Below are 17,318 nucleotides of genomic sequence, written 5' to 3'. Positions count from 1 at the left end.
GCGCGCCCCCCCCCCGCGCCCCTGCCGCCCGGCCGATGCGGTGGCCGAACCCCTCGCCGGCCGCCAGGACATCATCACCCTGGCCGTGCGCAGCCCGCTCGTCGTCCGCTCTGGAGGGCTGCGCCCTGACCCCATCCCGGTGTTCCGCGAGATGACCAGCGTCAATCCGAACGTCGTGCTCCCCGCGGCCCCGGCGGCACGCGGCGCTGAAATCGGTGACGGCTTCGCCGAGCGAATGCTCGTCAACGTCGGCCAGGCCTGCCTCAAGCCGGCCATCCTCCTCGCCGTCGACGCTCCCGGATACAGCGAGATGCGTGAGGCGGCCGCGGCGCGCGTGCGGGTCATGGCTGCCCGTCCCATGCTCACCCCAGGCATCCACGACGCCTACGAGGCCGGCTCCCAGGCGCAGCGCGACTCGGGTGCCGCGGTCATCACCGAGGGGCCGGGCCCCGCGGGCGCCTGGGAAGACAGGAGTCGCCTGCTGGAAGTCGACGGGGACCGGTTCATCGCGGATCCCTCCCTGGAGGAAGAGGTCTTCGGCCCCTTCGCGCTGATCGTCCGCTTCACCGGGATCGACCAGCTCCTCGAAGCGGCTCAGAGCTTCCGTGGACAACTGACGGCCATGATGCACATCGACAAACCCGACCACGACGATGCGGCGCGACTGCTGCCGATTCTGGAACGCCGCACCGACCGCGTCGTGGTGAATGCCTACTCCCATCCCCAAGAAGTCGGCTACGCCACCATCCATGGCGGTCCGTTCCCGGCGACGACGGACAGCCGTTCGACCTCCGTCGGCATGACCGCGATCGACCGGTTCCTGCGGCCTGTCACCTACCAGGGATTTCCCGGAGCACTCCTGCCCGACGCCCTCGCCGCGGACAACCCCGACGGCCTGTGGCGCCTGGTCGACGGACACCTGACTGGCCCGGAGCAGACGCCGGCGCCTCTGGTGTGCCACCGCTCCAGGGTGATGGCACTCGCGGGAAGTGCGCGGTCAGGACGGGTGTTTGCGGATCCACCACACGGACAGTGCGACGAGAGCCACGCCGAGCGTGAAGCACAGACCCATCGCGGTCCACTGCAGCGGCCAGAGGTCCGTTACGGGGTGGTACCTGGCCCAGTGACCGGTGATCCCGTGTTCGGTCAGACACCGACGGAAGTCGCTCTGCGCGTAGCAGTCCGTGGCCTCGGATACGTGACGGCCGTCGGTGGACAGCGGGCCGTCCTGCAATAGCCACGAGCCACCGGGTGCCGGAGGTTCGGATGTGTGCTGCGCGGAGACGGTGCGAGCCGGCCACAGGTACGGCCGGACCTGTTCGAGCAGGGCGAACAGGCCTGCGCCGGCGGCGAGGGTCGCCGCCATGGCCAAGACGGTGCGGCGTAGCACGAGTCCAAGAGTGGCGCCCAGGAGGTAGAGCAGAACGCTCAGGCCCACGACGACAGGACCCACACCGTAGAAGGGGTACCACCCCTGCCAGGGAAACAGCGGGCCCAGGGCTGCGGCGATGGGGTGCCACCACCAGGTCATGGCTGCGGCGAACACGCTGCTGACGAACGCGGTCACGGCGAGGGGCACGCCTATCTTCGCGACGATCCAGTGCGTCCGGGTCACGGACTGGGTGGTGACCGTGCGGTAGGTGCCCGATTCCAGTTCCTGGGCGAGCTGGGGCCCGCCCAGGAACAAGCCGAACAGGAAGGGCAGGAGGAGCATCGCCTGGAGCGGTCGCCGCAGCGGGAACTGGTGCTCCTTCTCGAAGGCGAGGAGGCTCTTCAGGCACGCTGCGGACGTCTCGCGGCCGTGGCAGGCGTCCAGGTGCTGTGCGGCCGCGGCGGCAGCGGCATGCTGATGCTGGACGGCGGCGTAGACGGCGACGGCGGCTGCGGCGGCCAGGCCGATCCAGAAGGCGGTGCGGTTCTGCCGCCAGATCAGCCAGGTCAGCCCGCTCAGTCGGGGTCGCAGCCGGCGGCCGCCGAGAGCAGGGGGAGAGGCGAGAGCGCTCATGCCGCCACCTCGCTGCCGTCGACGCGTGCGCTGGCGGTCAGCAGCGACGGAGCGTCAGGGGTTTTGAGATAGCCGAGGACGAGTTCCTCCAGGGTGGGCGGCCGGCCCTCGGGGCTTTCCAGGAGAGCGGGGTGCGTGCGTATCAGCGAGGTGAGCCGGTCCGGGCCGCTGGAGGTCGCGATGACCTGGTGGCCGTCCAGGTTCTTGTGGTGGCGTTCGTGGTTCGTTGTCATGGTGGTCAGCTGCCGGTGGGCCGCGAGCAGGACGTCCACCTCTCCAGCGAGCCGGACCGAGCCCTGATTGACGAGAACGAGGTAGTTACAGGCGCTTTCCAGTTCGGACACCAGATGTGAGGACATCACGACGGTGGTGTCATGGCGTCGGGCCTGCGCCTGGAGCAGGTCGGTCATCTGGTGCCGCACGAGGGGGTCGAGGTCGGCCATCGGTTCGTCGAGGAGCATCAGCCGCGGGCGTTTGCCCAGGGCGAGGGCAAAGGCGACCCGGGTGGACTGACCGCCGGAGAGAGTACCGATCCGGGCGTTCAGCGGGATGCCGCCGGCCTCCACGACAGACTCGGCGGTTTCACGGTGCCAGGTAGGGTTCAGCTCCTGTCCCATGCGCAGGATCTCGTGGACGCGAAACCGCGGGTAGAGGGCCTTCTGCTGGCTGAGGAACGCCGTGCTCTGACGGGCCTGGGCGCTGTCCGGGCGGTGGCCGGACAGAGTGATCGAGCCGGCGGTCGGGGTGATCAGGTCGGCGGCGAGGGACAGCAGCGTCGTCTTGCCTGCGCCGTTGGGGCCCACCAGCGCACAGATGCTGCCGGCGGGCAGTCGGAAGGAGGTGTCCCGCAGTGCCCAGCCGCGGCGGTAGCGGCGGCCGAGCCCGAGTGTCTCGATCGCCGGAGCGAGCGTGGCGGCCTGATGGTTGGTGGCAGAGTCGGTCATGACATGCGGGCCTGTTCGGTCCTTCTGTGCAGAAGCGGGGCAGGGCTGCTCGGGCCCGGCGGGCGGGCCGCGAGCATGGGGTGCGGAAGTTCATCGATTTCCGTGACCGCGGCGCAGTACGAGGACCACAGCCGCGATACCTGCGGCGAACAGCGTCAGGTGGAAGAGGCCGGGGACCGGGACAGCCAGGCTCCACAACGCGAGGTGCGCGATCAGGCGTTCAGCCAGGTGCACACCGCCCAGGAGGAGGAGTGCCACGCCGGCGAGGCCGGCGGCCAGCCGCTTCGGGTGCCGGAGCACAACGGCGACGTTCAGGTTGGGGGATCGGTTCATGGCTACGACGCTATGCGGCAGGTGAGGATGCCCGCTTCGGCTGAAAGTCGGCACATCACGGGTGACCAAAGTCGGGGCCGCTGAAAGCACTCATACCTTGGTAGGGAACGTAGCGCGCCGGGGCAGAATCGTTCGCCTCGGCCGGGTGCGGCCACGTAGCTTTCGTAGACGTGAACCGCACGAGCACGGCTGACAGCCGACACGCTGGGTGGCGCGACCTGCTGGTCGTGGCAGTCGGCATGGTCCTGACGGCCGGCACCGTTGCCGCCGGCAATCGCGGCCTGTCGTTGTACCCCCGCCTGTTCACCAGCACGCACTTGCCTGGAGCGCTGTTCGAGGCGCGGGGGCTGCTGGTGCCGCTCGCGAGCTGCTTGCTCCTGTGGGGGCGACGCCGGTGGCCGGTACCCGTCGCTTTGGTGCTGGTGGCGATGAGCACCGTCGTGCCCGCCATTCCGGCCGCCGCCATCGCCCTGTTCACCGTGGCCGCCCTGTGCCCGATTGCGGCCACCCGCTGGGTGACCGGCGCAAGTCTGCTTCCCATCCTTCTGTTTCTCGCGACGCGTTGGTCGATCCAGTCAGCAGACGTGGCGTCGGCGGTGACCGGGGCACTGCTCGTGGGGGGCGCCGTGGGCTGGGGCCTGTTCGTACGCTCGCTCCGGGAGCGTGCCATGCGCGCCGAGAGCGAGTCCGCGCTCCGCGCGGAGCAGGCACGACAGCGGGAGCGCGAGGCCATCGCCCGGGAGATGCACGACGTCCTGGCCCACCGGCTGTCCCTGCTGAGCGTGCACGCAGGCGCCCTTGAATTTCACCCCCACGCACCTCCCGACCAGGTCAGGGAGGCTGCCACTGTGATCAGGGACAGCGCGAGCCGAGCGCTGGAAGACCTGCAGCACGTCCTCGGCGTGCTGCGTACGCCCCTTGACGCGGGTTCCGCAGCCGGCACCGAACCGCCTCAGCCCACGCTGCGGGACCTGACACCTCTGGTCGAGGAGAACAGGAAGGCGGGGATGTGCGTCGAGATCGAGATCGACCTCATCGACGCGGACTCTCTGGACGACTTCACCAGCCGCACCGTCTACCGGATCGCGCAGGAAGCACTGACCAATGCCCGCAAACACGCCCCGGGTGAGGCGGTCCACCTGGCCCTGACCGGTACCCCTCGTGATGGACTCACGCTCGAGGTGAGCAACAACCTGCCCGCGGCCACGCCCACCGCGTTGCCGCCCGGAGCACGGCAGGGCCTGATCGGCATGTCCGAGCGGGTCGCACTGGCCGGCGGGACCTTCGAGCACGGCCGTGACGACCACCGGCACCGCGTGCTGGCCTGGCTGCCGTGGACCACGTGATCACCGTACGGTGGTCGGCATGATCCGCGTACTGCTGGCCGATGACGACCCCCTGGTCCGTGCCGGACTGCGCCTGATGCTGGGGGCGGCCGACGACGTCACGGTCGTGGCCGAGGCGTCCGACGGCGCCGAGGTAGCGAGTCTTGTCGACCTGCACCGCCCCGACCTGATCCTTATGGACATTCGGATGCCGGTCATGGACGGCATCGAGGCGACACGTGTCCTGCGGGCCCGCACCGACCCTCCTGAGATCATCATGCTCACCACGATCGCCACCGATGGATACGTTCTGCGTGCACTGCAGGCGGGTGCCAGCGGCTTCCTCCTCAAGCACACGCTGCCGCAGGAACTTGTGGCCGCGCTGAGAAGGGCGGCCGCGGGGGAGCCGGTGTTCTCCCCGGGGCCATTGCGTCAGCTCGTCGACACGGTCGCTGGGCCTGAGCCCGCAGACAGGCCGGTACGCAGCACCGCCGGCGGGCACGGGGCGCCGGAGGCGGGCGGGCGGGACGCGCGCGGCGCGCGGGAACTGCTCGACCGGCTGGGGGCACGCGAGGTGGAAGTCTCCCTCGCAGTCGCGCAGGGGAAGACGAACGCCCAGATCGCCGCCGAGCTATACCTGAGCATCCCGACGGTCAAGGCCCACGTCTCGCACGTCCTGGCCAAGCTGGAACTGAACAATCGGGTCCAGATCGCGCTGCTGGTCTATCGCGCCGGCCTGATCTGAGCAGAAGTGTGTCGACGGTCGCGTAAAACGTGAACGCTCACAGGGGCTGGGGCGCTGGCGCATGTCGAGGTAGCGGCGCAGTCGCACGCCGGGCTGTCCGGGGTCCCGGGTGGTGCGTTCCACCGAGGTGGCTGCCCACATTCCGGTCAGGGCCGCCTGGAAGTCGAAGGCGGTCTGGTAGTCGGCGGCTGCCACGTCGACCACGAGTTGTCCACCTGGTCGCCCGTGGTCTGACCAACGCCGAAATCGCCGATGCCCGGGTGCCCGCAATCGCGTGGAGATCGCCGCCTGGGCGTGGGAAACCTGGCTCGTGGATCGACGTTGAGCAGGTCGCACCCAAACACTCCTCTGCCTCGCACGACGCAGGGCCGACACGGTGACCGACGTTCCGGCCTCCTCCGCCAGCGCTGTCATCGTCGGGCGATCGTCTCGCCCGTCTCGCGGACCTTGTATTTCTGCCGGCACGGTGACCTGCGGGGTGATTCCTGCGGGTCACCGACCCGGCATTTTGGTGATTGCTGGCGATCGGGTGCGACGGTCTTGATCGGCTGTTCAGCGGACTGTGGCATTGCTCCCCCAGATACATGGAGTCCCGCTGCTGGCGAGAAGAGGGCCATCACGTTTCCCGACCTTTCCGGGTCGTGACAACGACAGAACTTGGTGTTGCCGTACGCCGCCGGACAGCAGCCGTCATAATTGGGGGCATGGCCGTCACACCACAGCACCCCCTCCCCGCGTCATCCCCGGTCGGCAGGGTCGTTGCGCATGTGGGCTCCGGCGGCACGGACCTGGAGCTGTACCGGGAGAAGTTTCGGCGGCGGTTGCCGGATTCACTGGATGAGCTGCGCGGGCCGGCAGAAGGGGTCGTGGAACCACCGGCCACCGTGGTCTGGTCCGGGCTGCGTGTCTTCGATCTTGCCAACGAACGTCAGCGGATGAGCCTGTACCGCACCGTCCTCGCCGAGGGCATGCGTGAGGACCTGTCTGCTCTCCTAAACCGTGACATCCTCCTGCGATCGTGGCCCACCTTGCGGACCCTGGTCTCGACCACCGTCCGCGGCGTGTGGGAGGACCGGTTTTCGCAGCTGCGGGCTCTGGCAGACGTACCTCCCGCCCAGCCTCCGGCCCGGCGACCGCGCACCCACCAGGGTCCAGCGGCCGCGTGAGGCTTCCCGGCCTGCACGCGCGCCTCCTGGCGGACGTCCTGGCCATCGGCTCCCCGTACCCCCTGGTGATCACCGGCGGCTATGCCGTTCAGGCCCACGCGCTCATCGCACGCCCGAGCCAGGACCTCGACGTCGCCACCGAGAACCCCGCGCCGATGGACGAGATCATCCGCACCCTCACGGAAGGGCTCACCGAACGCGGCTGGTCCTTCAAGGTGATCGAAGTCGCCCCACTCTCCGCGCGCCTCAACGTCACCGACACCCACTCCGGAACCCGGGAGACGTGCGAGGTGGACGTCCTGAAGGAAGTGTTCACCCGACCGATCGCCTCCTGTGCCTACGGGCCCGTGCTCGCAGAGGAAGACGTGATCGGCACGAAGGTCCGCGCGCTCGCCGAGCGGGGCGCGGCCCGCGACGCCCTGGACGTTTTCGCCGCCTCGCGCCGATGGCCTACGACCGACCTTGAGGAATTCGGACGCCGCCATGCCCGCGACCGCTTCGACCTGGAGTCCCTCCAGACCCGGCTGGCGGCCGTGGCCTGGCTCGACGATGCGGAGCTCGAAGCGTACGGTGCGACCCCCGAACTGATCGACGAACTGATGGCCTGGGCCCAGGAATGGGCCGACGATCTTGGCCGCCGATTGCTCCGCGACCAAGAACTCGATTAAAAGAACGCCCACCGGCTACAACCCCTCGCCGGGTGTCCACTTGAGGATGCGTGTTCTGAAGTCGACGGAAGCTGAGGGTCAGTTCGCCGATCTGGTCGGCGAGCCGGCGATCTCCGAGGCAGCGGGCCGCCTCCAGAAAGCGACACGGGTGTCAGTACGTGCGCTCCAGGAAGCAGCGACGGGATTGATCACGGTCGTGTGCGGAGGGCTTCGCATCCGGGCCGGGGCCGTTCACTCTGTGGTGGTGATGACGGGCGGCCACGCGATCCACGAGAGTCGCCCGGAGCCAGCCCGTAGGCTGCCGGCGGTCCGACCAGGAGGTGCACCGGATCTACGCTCAGCCGTGCGGATGACGGCCCGGAACGGTGGGCGGGTAGGACCCCGGTTGGACCGTCTTGCGGCGGCCGTGCGTGAGACCGAGGCACCGGGAGGCCCACACATCAGCCAAGTGCGCCGGGGTGGAACGGTTCAGCCGGAGACGGCTGAGCGGTCGAGGAACTGCCGCAGTCCGGTCCGCACGGCGTCCGTGGGCGCGGTGGCGGCGAAGCAAGCCGCCTCGACCGCGAGCCCCTCGTCGATCGGCAGGTTGATGCCGCGGGTGACCGCGCGCAGGCAGGCTGCTACGTCCGTCGGTGCGTGCCGGATGATCCGTGAGTCCAAGTCCTGGGCGGCGTCGAGGAGTTCGTCAGCGGGTACGACGGTGTTGATGAGGCCCATCTCGGCGGCTCGGCTGGCCGGGATGGGGTCGCCGGTCAGGGTCATTTCCGGGCCGCGCTTGCGGCCGATGTGGCGCGGCAGCCGCTGAGAGCCGCCGAAGGGCGGCGGAAATCCGAGGGAGACCTCGGGCTTGGCGAAGGTCGCGTGCTCCGCGGCGATCGCGAGCGGAGCGGCCTCGACGATCTCGCAACTACCGCCGTATACAGGGCTGTTGAATGCGACGATCACCGGTAGGGAAACTCCCTGATCCGCCGGGTCAGATCGAGCATCTCCCTGGTCTTGCCAGAGGCGGTCGCGGCTCGATGAGCAGGATCCGCATCCTCCAGGGCAGGGCGTGGCGTACGCGCCGGGACGCTGCCGAAGGCCCGTAACGGATCCGTACGGCCGTTGCCGTACACATCACCAGGTTGACGGCTGTCACCGGTCGTGAGGAGGGCGCGGGTGCGGCCTCACCACAGCTTTCACCGGCGTGGTCTCCTCATTACGGTTGTTCTGGTTCCTTTGGGGCAGACGGCTGTCTGCGAGGATGTGCCGCATGGACGCTCGGATCAGGAACCATGTAGCAGTGACCGGGCGGCCCGGTGGGCCAGTGGTGATACTGGCGCACGGGTTCGGATGCGACCAGAACATGTGGCGCCTGGTGGTGCCGGCGCTGGAGCGGGACTTCACGGTGGTCGTCTTCGATCACGTCGGCGCGGGAAACTCGGACCTGGCGGCGTGGAGCCGGGAGCGCTACGCGTCGCTGGACGGTTACGTCGACGACGTGCTGGAGCTGTGCCGCGACCTGGAGCTCGGCCCGGCGACGTTCGTGGGACATTCGGTCAGCGCCATGATGGGTGTGCTGGCCGCCGTGCGGGAGCCCGAGGCGTTCGCGGGGCTGGTCCTGCTGGCACCCTCTCCGTGTTTCATCGACGACCCGGACACCGGGTACCGGGGCGGGTTCAGCACCGAGGACATCGAGGAACTGCTGGAGTCCCTGGACGCGAACTACCTCGGCTGGTCGGGTGCGATGGCGCCCGTGATCATGGGTAATCCGGAGCGTCCGGAACTCGGCGAGGAACTGACGAGCAGCTTCTGCCGTACCGATCCGGAGATCGCGCGGGTCTTCGCCCGGGTGACGTTCCTGTCCGACAACCGTGCCGACCTCGCCAAGGTGACGGTGCCCACGCTGGTCGCCCAGTGCTCCAGCGATGCCATCGCCCCGCCGGAGGTGGGAGCGTTCGTGCACGCTCAGATCCCGGGGAGCCGTTTGGTGACCCTGAACGCCACCGGGCACTGCCCGCAGCTCGCGGCTCCGGAGGAGACCGCCGCGGCAATCACCGCGTTCGCGGGAGCCCTGCGGTGATGAGCAAGACCGACGACGAAGGACGCAGCGGTCCGCAACAAGACGAGGGGCAGACAGACGACCTGGAGTTCTCCGCGTTCTCCGCTCTCCTGGAGGACAACGCGGAGGACCTGTACGAGCACGCGCCCTGCGGGTACCTCTCCACCCTGCTGGACGGCCGTATCGCGAAGGTCAACACCACTCTGCTGGACTGGCTCGGACATCAGCGCGCCGATGTGATCGGCCGCAAGCACTTCTCCGACCTCCTGACCGTCGGCGGCCGGCTCTATCACGAGACCCACTTCGCCCCGACACTGCGAATGCAGGGCGAGATCAGCGGCATCGCCCTGGAACTGAAGGCCGCCGACGGAACCCGCCTGCCGGTCCTGGTCTCCTCCACTGTGCAGAAAGGCAGCGACGGGGAGCCCCTGCTGATCCGCACCACGGTCTTCGACGCCCGCGAACGCCGCGCCTACGAGACCGAGCTGCTGCGCGCCCGCAAGGAAGCCGACCAGGAACGCGACCGCCTGCGGGCCCTGGCCACCACCCTGCAGAAGACCCTGCTGCCGCCCACGCTGGTGAACGTGCCGGGCCTGGACGTCTCCGCCTACTACCACCTCGCCTCCGACGACGAGGTCGGCGGTGACTTCTACGACCTCTTCCCCCTGGCCTCCGGCACCTGGGGCCTGTTCCTCGGCGACGTGTGCGGCAAGGGCGCCGCCGCCGCGGCCGTCACCTCGCTGGCCCGCTACACGCTGCGCGCCGCCGCCGTCTACGACGCCGACCCGGCCGCCGTCCTGGGCAACCTCAACACGGTCCTCAACCACGAATACCACGGCACCGACCCCCGGTTCTGCACCGTTGTCTTCGGCCTCCTCACACCCAACCCCGACCGGGGCGGCTTCGACATCACCCTGGCCAGCGGCGGGCACCCGCCCGCCCTGCTGATGCGCGCCGACGGCACCGCCGACTTCCTGCCCACCCCCGGCGGCCAGCTCATCGGTGTCCTGCCCGACGCCCACATCGCCACCACCACCGTCCACCTCGCCCCAGGCGACAGCCTGCTCCTGCACACCGACGGCCTCACCGAAGCCCACACCCACGCGACCAGGGGCGGCAAAGAACGCTACGGCGACGACGCACTCCTTGACTTCGGCCGCACACTCGCCCCCACCACCGCAGCGGACACCATCAACGCTGTCCGCGACCTGCTCGACACCTTCGGCACCGGCGTCGACGACGACACCGCCGTCCTGGCCATCCACGTGCCCCGAACCCCCAGTGAAGAGCAGCAGTGAGCAAGCACTTGACCCTGACCACCCGCACCACCCCCGCCGGAGCGGTCATCGCACTCACCGGGGACCTCGACTACCACACCGCACCCGACGTCACCGCCGCGCTCCCCGGGCTCGACCTGCGCCCGGGCCGGCAGCTCGTCCTCGACCTCGGCGGCCTCACCTTCTGCGACTCCAGCGGCCTCACCGTCCTGATCGCTGCCCGCAACCATGCGCTGGCCGCCCACGCGAGCATCGCCCTGGTTGCCGTCCCCGACCGCGTCAGCAACACCTTCCGCATCGTCGGACTGGACCAGGTCTTCCCCACCCACCCCACCGTCCAGGCCGCCGAAGCCGCATGGCGCCTCACCTCGGAGTGACCAGCCAAAGACCCACCGACCGCCGCTCAGCAAGAGGCAAAACCCTGACGCGACCCGTCTACGGCTGGAGCCGCTGAGGCTTCCTCCCGCGCACTACGCGGACCGGACACCGTGATGAAGACCGCAGCGCCTCGGTATCGGAACCGGACCCCAGCACCATGCACCGCACCGGCAGTCAGGTCGGGTTAGCTGTGCGCGGGGTGTCATCGCCAGACGTGGCGGTACGACCCCGGACGCCTTCTGTCGGGCACCTGGTGCGTGGCCGATCAGCACCGTGGAGCGGTGCGGTTCTGACTGCGCTCGTACGACGTTCTCCTCGCGGCGGGCCGTGAGAGGATCGGCGCCCGCGGGGCCGGGGCCGTGCGCTTGCTGACCGCGAACGACGTCACGGTCGTTGAGGCCGGCCGCCCGGACCGCGAGGCACGGCTAGATGATTGAGGCAGCTCACTTTCCGTGCCGGGACGCGTGGTCATCACCAGCAGGGTCTGCGCGCGGTTGTCGGTGAACAGGACCTGGCAGTCGACCTCGATACGGCCCAGCGCGGGGTGAACGAGGGTTTTGTGGTCCTCGAACCGCTTGGCGACCTCGTGCCGATCCCACACTCGGACCCTCCACCGTACGAGGGGAACCGCAAACTCGGCGAGCCCCTGCACAGTGAGGGTCGACTTGGCGCCCGGTAACGACGCCGGCGAGCGCGGGGCCCGCGTACGCGAGGCGGATCCAGGGCAGCTGCCCACGGTGCGATTCGGGCCGGTCTGCGATTTGGGCGACCTCGCGCTCGGCGTAAAGCGCTGTTGCTTTCGGCAGCCGCCGAAGCGTCCGAGAACCTGAATGGACGGTCGTTTCGTCTCCCTGATCGTGAAAGGTATGGCAGACCTCGACGAGGCAGAACTCGTGCGTCGCGTCGCCGGTGGTGACCGGGCAGCGTTCGACGAGTTGTATCGGCGTACTTCGCCCTGGTTGGCGGTGCGGCTCCGCCGCCGCTGCGCCGACGACGACGTCGTCGCCGACGTGCTTCAGGAGACCTACCTGGCGGTCTGGCGTGCAGCCGGCAGCTATGCGGGCTCCGTGACCGAGGGCAGCGCGGTCGGCTGGCTCTGGGCGATCGCCGCGAACCGTCTCGTCGACGCGTTCCGCCGACGCGCCCGGGAGGAGCGGGTGCCGACCGTTGCCCTGCTTGATACGACCGCGCCAGCCGCCGAGGACGAGGTGATGGCAAACCGCGTCGACCAGAACTTCGAGCAGGCGCTGCTGCTGCTGCCACCGGAGTTGCGGCAGGTGCTGCAGGCGATGGTGCTCGACGACCTGTCGGTCCGTCAGACGGCGGTGCTGCTCGGTATGCCGGAGGGCACGGTGAAAACCCGCGCGCGGCGGGCTCGGATCGCGTTGCGGAAGGCGCTCTCATGACTCATCCCACCACCACGATCCTGGCCCGCTACGCGGACGGCGGGCACGGACTCGACGACGCCGCGCTCTGGTCGATCGAGGTCCATCTCGACGCGTGTGCCAACTGCCGTGAGTCACTGGCCGCCAAGGCCACCCCTGCCACGAGGGATCTGCTCGACCGTGTCGCCGTCTCGCTCGGCCAGGCGATCGAAGCGAGCCCGTCGCCGGCCCGGCAACGCACACCAGCAGCGGCCGTGCACCGACGCTGGCTCGCGTGGACGCTGCTGCCCTGGCTCGCGGTGACCGTCGCGGTGCTGGGCTGTGGCGTACTCCTGGACTCCGCCGAGCCGAGCCTGCCGTCGCTCGTGCTGCTGCTGGCCCCGGTGGCTCCGCTGCCCGGCGTCGCGGTGGCCTGGAGCCGGCGGATCGACCCCGCCTGGGAACTGATCGCCACCACACCGGCAGCCGGCCTGGCCATGGTGCTGCGGCGGACGCTCGCGGTGCTCGTCGTCGTGCTTCCGGCATTGCTGATGGCGGGTGTGAGCACCGGGTCCTCGCTGGCCCTCACCCTGCTGCCGTGCCTGGCGTTCACGGGGGCCACCCTCGTGCTCGGCGCCCTCATCGGCGTACGGCGCGCGGCGATCGGACTCGCGGTGGTCTGGTCCGCGGCAGTCCTGCTGCCGAGTGTGGCGGCCCAGTCCCTGTCCCCGGTACTGCAGCCGGGCAGCACCGTCGACTGGGTGGTGGCCACCGTGGCCCTTGCCGCGATCACACCGCTCGCCGCCACGCACTTCCGTCGCCTGACCAGTGGTAACTGACTCCCCATCAACAGGATCAACAGGAGAGAACCCATGCGAGCGGTTCGTGCTGCCGAAACGGCTCCCACCCTTCATCCCTGGCTCGTCCACGCAAAAGGACTGCGTGTCCGGGTCGGCCGGCATCTGGCCGTCGACGGACTCGACTTGACGCTGACTGCCGGCGTGCACGGTGTGCTCGGCCCGAACGGCGCCGGCAAGACCACGCTGATGCGCGCGCTGTCCACCGTCGTCAAGCCCGCCAGCGGCTCATTGACGCTGCTCGGCGGGGAGGTGGACGGCCGTGCCGACCTGCGCGAGGTGCGTCGAAAACTGGGGTATCTGCCGCAGCAGTTCGGCTTTTACCCGCGGTTCACCGTCCGCGAGTTCGTCGCGTACATGGCCTGGCTCAAGGAAATGCCCAAAACCGCGACACCCGACGCCGTACAGTGCGCGATCGATCGGGTGGGTCTCACCACCAAGGCCGACGCCAAGATGAAGACGCTGTCCGGCGGCATGCTGCGTCGGGCCGGCATCGCCCAGGCCATTGTGAACGACCCCGAACTGCTGCTGCTTGACGAGCCCACCGTCGGACTCGACCCCGAACAACGTCTCGACTTCCGTGACCTGCTGCGTGACCTCGGCGCCGACAGCTGTGTGCTGGTCTCCACGCACCTCGTCGAGGACGTCGTCGCTGCCTGCACCGATGTCATCCTCATGAACGAAGGCCGACTCCTCTTCCAGGGCACCCCCGACGACCTGATCGCCCGTGGTGGGCAGGGCGACGCGGGCGACAGCCCGGCGGAGCGCGGCTACTCCGCACTCTTGCGCCGGCACCGGAGCAACTCATGAACCGCATCCTCGGCATCGAGCTCCGGCGCTCGGCCGCCCTCGGCACCGCGCTCCTGATCGCCGTCGTCGGCACGGTCGTCCTCCAGGCCACCGCGGGGCGATGGTCCACGGGGTGGATGGCGCTGGCCATGACGCAGCGCGAATACCTCGCGGTTTCCTTGCCCCTTGCGATGGCCGCCGGCGCCTGGCAGTCCTATCGCGAGCACCGGGCGAACGTCGCCGAACTGCTCGCCGCCGTGCCCCGCCCGAGACCGCAGCGCATGCTGCCGATCCTGGCCGCGACGGCCCTGGCGGTGCTCGTCGCCTACCTGGTCACGCTCCTCGCGGCGGCACCACGGATCGCCGACACGGCGCGCTACCTGCCGCCGGCCGCGTTTGCCGTCGTGGCCGTCGGGCTGGTCGCGATGATCGCCTCGGTCTGGCTCGGGTTGGCCGTCGGACGCCTCGTGCCGGCGCTCGCCACCGCACCCGCGCTGGCCGTGATCGGCTTCGCGCTACTGATCCTCGCGCCCCACGCCCTTCCGGACGGCGGATTCACGGCGGCGTTCTCCCCGGCCATGGGGGTGAGCATGTTCAGCGACTACGACACTGTCGACGGCGGAGTCAGCGCCGCCCAGGCACTCTGGATGGCCGCGGTTGCGGTGGCCGGCGTTGTGCTCTTCGCCGTCCAAAACCGTAAGTTCGCGTTCGCAGCGCTGCTGCCGCTGGCCATCGGGGCCACGGTCACGGCCCTGGTGGTGCCGACCGGCGATGCCTACGACCGAGGGACGCTCGACCCGGTCGCCCAGGAACTGGTGTGCACCGACGACACCCCGCGGGTCTGCGTCAGCCGGGCGCACGAAGGGTTGCTGCCCGAGGTAACCCCCAAGGCCCGGCACGCATTGGAACTCCTGACGAAAACATCAATCGTCGAGGCACATGAGGACACCTCCACGTTCTCTCCTCCTACGTCACCGAGGTCGCGGGCCGACACCGCGCTGATGGGGATCACGGTCGACAAGCACGGTCACCTCGCCCACCCGAGAAGGTTCGAACCGACGATGCTCACCGGAGTGTTCACCGACCCTCTCAGCTGCGGAGACAACCGGAACTTCACAGTCGCCACCGCTGCGGCCTACTGGCTGCTCGACCGGGAGCCGACCGCCGGTCCCGATGGCCTCGAATTCGATGACCCGGACGCCGTCAAGCTGTGGAAGGGACTGCAGGCACTGCCGCGAGCCGAGGCCGAAGCCCGGGTTATCGCCGTCTATCAAGCCGCCCAGAAGTGCCAGGACACCACCGACCTCTTGAGCCGAGACGCCCGATGACAGGACTGACGCTCTACGTCCGCTCGCGCCAGGTGCCGGCGGCGCTCGGCGCGGCCGTCGCGGGCACTGCCATCGCGTGGCTGCTGGCGACGGCCTTCAGCGTTAAGGACGAGGTGAGCAGTACCGTACTGGCTCTGACGGTCCTGCTCCTGGTAGCCGTCGTCACCACCACGCTCGGAGGCCCCGACGACACCTTGGACCGCACGGCAGCGAGGCCGTGGGGATGGCTGCGGATGTCCCACCTGGCCACGGCCCTGGGATGCATACTCACGCTGCTGCTGGCCACACTGCTCACCGGCACGCGGTTCGGGCCGTTCGGATATGTCGTCCGCGACGCGGGCGGCCTGCTAGGCCTTACCGCCCTGGGGACGGCCACGCTCGGCACCGCTCGGTCGTGGTTCCTGCCTCTCGGGTGGACGCTCGGCGCGGCGGTGTTCCCGGGCATGGGCACCGCGGGGGAGGCGCTGACCTGGCAGACACAGGCCTCCGACAGCCGACCTGCGGCCGTGGTCGCAGCGGTACTCACCGCCGCCGGAACCGCCGCCTACGTCAGCCGAGGCCCGCGTACTACAGCCGGAGCTGGGTGTGACGGCTGACCATAGGGACCGTCGATGAATCAGCGAATTGCTTGCGGTAGTCGGACTCGTTGACGTGGTACAGGGCGCTTTGATGGGTCGATCGGGTTGTTGCGGGAGAAGCCGGAGGGGCGCTGTCACGTTGACTGACCGGGTGGGATGATCTTCTGGCGCGGCCCGGCGGCGCCAGTAGGGCCAGGCCGTCGTGTTCGTCCCGGACAACCGGAGCAGGTCGAACGCGACGACGTGCGCCGGCCACGCTTCGGCGGCCCAGGCGGCCGCGGCACCCCGCCGCTGAAGCCTGCCCTGCAGCCGCTCGAACGCGAGCCGGCCGTCCTCCCACACGACCAGCTCCCCGTCCAGCGCGGTCGCGTCCGGCAGCTGTACTGCGGCAGCCGTGATGCCCGGGAACGCCGGCGCCATCTCGGTACCGCGCCTTGAGCGCAGCACCACCCGTCCAGCCTCGGTGTAGACCAGGGTGCGGAAGCCGTCCCACTTCGGTTCGCCCGCCCACCCCGGGCGCAGATTCGGCACGGGCACGGGGGTGGTCAGCATCGGCTGCGGCAGGGTCCACGTCACCCGGGATTTCTTCCACCCGGGCGTGTGCAGCATCAGGCCGCCGAACGAGGGGAGAGCCTCGTATGCGCGTGGTGTGGGCTGTGGTGTGGCTACCCCACGCCCACACCGGTGTGGGCGCCCTGCCTGCGCCCATCCATTGCGCAGTCGTACCAGACGGACTGCGCACGGGTGCGGGCTGACTGCGCAACGCTGTGACCAGCCGTGGTCGGGTCTGTGGTCGGGGTAGGGCGGTACGGTCGATGCCCACTGCCGGGTGTGGGCGCGCCGTCGATGGCCGGCCGGGGTGCTGCGCAGTGGACTGTTGCGCAGCCGGCCTGTGCGGAGGGCGGTTGCGCAACAGGCAGACCGGGTGCGGGGCCTTGCTGCGCAATGGCGAGACGAAGAGCCGCCCTGTTTCAAGGGGGCCCGTCGTTCGGCTTGTCCTCGGGGCGGCAGAAACCGCAGGGTTCGATGTTCTCGGTGTCGCGGAGGGCGACACGGAACTGGGCTGCGGAGATCGGCGAGGTCTTCTGGTTGGCCATGGTGCAGTCGTCGACGTGGAGGACGGCGGGCCTGGGGTCTTTGGGGTGGCGTTTGATCTCCAGCATGAAGCCGGCCCTTGACCCGGTGGGGCCGTTCGCGGGCCGTTCGGCGGGCCTGGCAGGCGGGAGCGCCGGCCGCGCCGCGCGCTGTGGTCGGCGAGACCGATCCTCTGCCGCGAGGGCGCGCTGTACTTCCTCGCGTTGCAGGCGGAGGTAGGTGCGGAGGGTGTCCGTGTCGGCGAGCTGCCCCGTACGACGGTTTCACCAGGCGTGGTTGTGAAGGGGACAGTGTCCCCGGGCCTCACCTCTAGCCCATGAGGACGATCGTTCGGCTGAAGCCTCATGGAGCCTTTCGCCGCGTAGGCGACCGCCCTTCACACTCACGGGCGTGTCCCCCGCCGGGGCCGACCCCGGACCGGGGGT

General features: G+C 69.5%; 20 protein-coding genes and 1 pseudogene. 12 read left to right on the top strand and 9 right to left on the bottom strand.

The genetic code is table 11. The features are described 5' to 3' along the window. From ABZV34_RS33770 to ABZV34_RS33755, 4 genes are all read right to left on the bottom strand, one after another. Window positions 1-751: hypothetical protein (locus tag ABZV34_RS33770; RefSeq protein ID WP_356285299.1), on the bottom strand; the 751-nt coding region annotated here is incomplete at its 3' end. Window positions 752-997: 246 nt separating this feature from the next. Next, window positions 998-2,005, bottom strand: coding sequence for an ABC transporter permease (locus tag ABZV34_RS33765; RefSeq protein WP_356285296.1), 1,008 nt, complete (start codon window positions 2,003-2,005; stop codon window positions 998-1,000). After that, window positions 2,002-2,949, bottom strand: a complete 948-nt coding sequence (locus tag ABZV34_RS33760) for an ABC transporter ATP-binding protein (protein WP_356285294.1) — start codon at window positions 2,947-2,949, stop codon at window positions 2,002-2,004. The genes ABZV34_RS33765 and ABZV34_RS33760 overlap by 4 nt, the downstream gene beginning before the upstream one ends. A 90-nt stretch (window positions 2,950-3,039) precedes the next feature. Beyond that, window positions 3,040-3,282 carry a hypothetical protein gene (locus ABZV34_RS33755; RefSeq protein WP_356285291.1) on the bottom strand — a complete coding sequence of 81 codons (243 nt, stop codon included), beginning with the start codon at window positions 3,280-3,282 and terminating at the stop codon, window positions 3,040-3,042. Between the two features lie 170 nt (window positions 3,283-3,452). Here ABZV34_RS33755 and ABZV34_RS33750 point away from each other — a divergent pair, with 170 nt between their 5' ends. Both ABZV34_RS33750 and ABZV34_RS33745 read left to right on the top strand, forming a co-directional pair. Next, entirely contained in the window at window positions 3,453-4,628 is a 1,176-nt protein-coding gene (locus ABZV34_RS33750; protein WP_356285288.1) for a histidine kinase, read from the top strand. A 19-nt stretch (window positions 4,629-4,647) separates the two neighbouring features. Next, window positions 4,648-5,352, top strand: a complete 705-nt coding sequence (locus ABZV34_RS33745; RefSeq protein WP_356285286.1) for a response regulator transcription factor — start codon at window positions 4,648-4,650, stop codon at window positions 5,350-5,352. On the opposite strand, the gene ABZV34_RS33740 is transcribed toward ABZV34_RS33745, so the two are convergent. Next, the gene (locus ABZV34_RS33740) at window positions 5,239-5,766 is read right to left on the bottom strand and encodes a DUF6207 family protein (RefSeq protein WP_356285283.1); all 528 of its coding nucleotides are present in this window, start codon (window positions 5,764-5,766) and stop codon (window positions 5,239-5,241) included. The two genes, ABZV34_RS33745 and ABZV34_RS33740, sit on opposite strands and share 114 nt — an antisense overlap. A gap of 290 nt (window positions 5,767-6,056) precedes the next feature. Here ABZV34_RS33740 and ABZV34_RS33735 point away from each other — a divergent pair, with 290 nt between their 5' ends. Continuing rightward, window positions 6,057-6,518: a hypothetical protein gene (locus tag ABZV34_RS33735; protein ID WP_356285281.1), complete on the top strand. Its 462-nt coding sequence runs from the start codon at window positions 6,057-6,059 to the stop codon at window positions 6,516-6,518. Continuing rightward, entirely contained in the window at window positions 6,515-7,186 is a 672-nt protein-coding gene (locus tag ABZV34_RS33730; protein WP_356285278.1) for a nucleotidyl transferase AbiEii/AbiGii toxin family protein, read from the top strand. Before ABZV34_RS33735 ends, ABZV34_RS33730 begins: the two co-directional genes overlap by 4 nt. A 468-nt stretch (window positions 7,187-7,654) precedes the next feature. Here the strand turns inward: ABZV34_RS33730 and ABZV34_RS33725 are convergent, their stop codons facing one another. Further along, on the bottom strand, window positions 7,655-8,131 hold the full coding sequence (locus tag ABZV34_RS33725) for an enoyl-CoA hydratase-related protein (RefSeq protein ID WP_356285275.1): 477 nt from the start codon (window positions 8,129-8,131) through the stop codon (window positions 7,655-7,657). 307 nt (window positions 8,132-8,438) lie between these two features. Between ABZV34_RS33725 and ABZV34_RS33720 the strand changes: the two genes are divergently transcribed. The 3 genes from ABZV34_RS33720 to ABZV34_RS33710 are packed head-to-tail and all read left to right on the top strand — an operon-like array spanning window position 8,439 to window position 10,881. Next, the gene (locus tag ABZV34_RS33720; RefSeq protein ID WP_356285272.1) at window positions 8,439-9,248 is read left to right on the top strand and encodes an alpha/beta hydrolase; all 810 of its coding nucleotides are present in this window, start codon (window positions 8,439-8,441) and stop codon (window positions 9,246-9,248) included. Further along, complete coding sequence (locus ABZV34_RS33715; protein WP_356285269.1) at window positions 9,248-10,525, top strand: SpoIIE family protein phosphatase; 1,278 nt, start codon at window positions 9,248-9,250, stop codon at window positions 10,523-10,525. The genes ABZV34_RS33720 and ABZV34_RS33715 overlap by 1 nt, the downstream gene beginning before the upstream one ends. Further along, window positions 10,522-10,881 (top strand): STAS domain-containing protein, encoded by a 360-nt coding sequence (locus ABZV34_RS33710; protein WP_356285266.1) that lies wholly within the window; start codon window positions 10,522-10,524, stop codon window positions 10,879-10,881. Before ABZV34_RS33715 ends, ABZV34_RS33710 begins: the two co-directional genes overlap by 4 nt. Window positions 10,882-11,147: 266 nt before the next feature. Here the strand turns inward: ABZV34_RS33710 and ABZV34_RS33705 are convergent, their stop codons facing one another. After that, complete coding sequence (locus ABZV34_RS33705; protein ID WP_356285263.1) at window positions 11,148-11,483, bottom strand: hypothetical protein; 336 nt, start codon at window positions 11,481-11,483, stop codon at window positions 11,148-11,150. 265 nt (window positions 11,484-11,748) lie between these two features. Here ABZV34_RS33705 and ABZV34_RS33700 point away from each other — a divergent pair, with 265 nt between their 5' ends. Genes ABZV34_RS33700 through ABZV34_RS33680 form a run of 5 tightly spaced genes read left to right on the top strand, consistent with a single transcriptional unit; the run spans window position 11,749 to window position 15,816 of the window. Further along, window positions 11,749-12,288, top strand: coding sequence for an RNA polymerase sigma factor (locus tag ABZV34_RS33700; protein WP_356285260.1), 540 nt, complete (start codon window positions 11,749-11,751; stop codon window positions 12,286-12,288). After that, window positions 12,285-13,085 (top strand): hypothetical protein, encoded by an 801-nt coding sequence (locus ABZV34_RS33695; RefSeq protein WP_356285257.1) that lies wholly within the window; start codon window positions 12,285-12,287, stop codon window positions 13,083-13,085. The genes ABZV34_RS33700 and ABZV34_RS33695 overlap by 4 nt, the downstream gene beginning before the upstream one ends. A 33-nt stretch (window positions 13,086-13,118) precedes the next feature. Then, the gene (locus ABZV34_RS33690; protein ID WP_356285254.1) at window positions 13,119-13,913 is read left to right on the top strand and encodes an ABC transporter ATP-binding protein; all 795 of its coding nucleotides are present in this window, start codon (window positions 13,119-13,121) and stop codon (window positions 13,911-13,913) included. After that, window positions 13,910-15,220 carry a hypothetical protein gene (locus tag ABZV34_RS33685; protein WP_356285251.1) on the top strand — a complete coding sequence of 437 codons (1,311 nt, stop codon included), beginning with the start codon at window positions 13,910-13,912 and terminating at the stop codon, window positions 15,218-15,220. The genes ABZV34_RS33690 and ABZV34_RS33685 overlap by 4 nt, the downstream gene beginning before the upstream one ends. Next, window positions 15,217-15,816 (top strand): hypothetical protein, encoded by a 600-nt coding sequence (locus tag ABZV34_RS33680; RefSeq protein ID WP_356285302.1) that lies wholly within the window; start codon window positions 15,217-15,219, stop codon window positions 15,814-15,816. The genes ABZV34_RS33685 and ABZV34_RS33680 overlap by 4 nt, the downstream gene beginning before the upstream one ends. A gap of 165 nt (window positions 15,817-15,981) precedes the next feature. On the opposite strand, the pseudogene ABZV34_RS33675 reads toward ABZV34_RS33680, so the two are convergent. Further along, window positions 15,982-16,350, bottom strand: a pseudogene (locus ABZV34_RS33675) (ATP-dependent DNA ligase); the annotation flags it as partial. 419 nt (window positions 16,351-16,769) lie between these two features. Further along, entirely contained in the window at window positions 16,770-16,961 is a 192-nt protein-coding gene (locus ABZV34_RS33670; protein WP_356285248.1) for a DUF6233 domain-containing protein, read from the bottom strand. Between the last annotated feature and the right edge of the window lie 357 nt (window positions 16,962-17,318).

Source organism: Streptomyces sp. NPDC005195 (assembly GCF_040608315.1).
In the GTDB taxonomy this organism is placed as follows: Bacteria; Actinomycetota; Actinomycetes; order Streptomycetales; family Streptomycetaceae; genus Streptomyces; species Streptomyces kaempferi.
This window is presented reverse-complemented; position numbering and strand designations above follow the sequence as displayed.

Bases quoted from the DNA above. Each gene is read 5' to 3' on its own strand.
- ABZV34_RS33765 (WP_356285296.1), bottom strand. From the start codon at position 2,005: ATGAGCGCTCTCGCCTCTCCCCCTGCTCTCGGCGGCCGCCGGCTGCGA.
- ABZV34_RS33760 (WP_356285294.1), bottom strand. From the start codon at position 2,949: ATGACCGACTCTGCCACCAACCATCAGGCCGCCACGCTCGCTCCGGCG.
- ABZV34_RS33755 (WP_356285291.1), bottom strand. From the start codon at position 3,282: ATGAACCGATCCCCCAACCTGAACGTCGCCGTTGTGCTCCGGCACCCG.
- ABZV34_RS33745 (WP_356285286.1), top strand. From the start codon at position 4,648: ATGATCCGCGTACTGCTGGCCGATGACGACCCCCTGGTCCGTGCCGGA.
- ABZV34_RS33740 (WP_356285283.1), bottom strand. From the start codon at position 5,766: ATGACAGCGCTGGCGGAGGAGGCCGGAACGTCGGTCACCGTGTCGGCC.
- ABZV34_RS33735 (WP_356285281.1), top strand. From the start codon at position 6,057: ATGGCCGTCACACCACAGCACCCCCTCCCCGCGTCATCCCCGGTCGGC.
- ABZV34_RS33720 (WP_356285272.1), top strand. From the start codon at position 8,439: ATGGACGCTCGGATCAGGAACCATGTAGCAGTGACCGGGCGGCCCGGT.
- ABZV34_RS33715 (WP_356285269.1), top strand. From the start codon at position 9,248: ATGAGCAAGACCGACGACGAAGGACGCAGCGGTCCGCAACAAGACGAG.
- ABZV34_RS33700 (WP_356285260.1), top strand. From the start codon at position 11,749: ATGGCAGACCTCGACGAGGCAGAACTCGTGCGTCGCGTCGCCGGTGGT.
- ABZV34_RS33695 (WP_356285257.1), top strand. From the start codon at position 12,285: ATGACTCATCCCACCACCACGATCCTGGCCCGCTACGCGGACGGCGGG.
- ABZV34_RS33690 (WP_356285254.1), top strand. From the start codon at position 13,119: ATGCGAGCGGTTCGTGCTGCCGAAACGGCTCCCACCCTTCATCCCTGG.
- ABZV34_RS33685 (WP_356285251.1), top strand. From the start codon at position 13,910: ATGAACCGCATCCTCGGCATCGAGCTCCGGCGCTCGGCCGCCCTCGGC.
- ABZV34_RS33680 (WP_356285302.1), top strand. From the start codon at position 15,217: ATGACAGGACTGACGCTCTACGTCCGCTCGCGCCAGGTGCCGGCGGCG.
- ABZV34_RS33670 (WP_356285248.1), bottom strand. From the start codon at position 16,961: ATGCTGGAGATCAAACGCCACCCCAAAGACCCCAGGCCCGCCGTCCTC.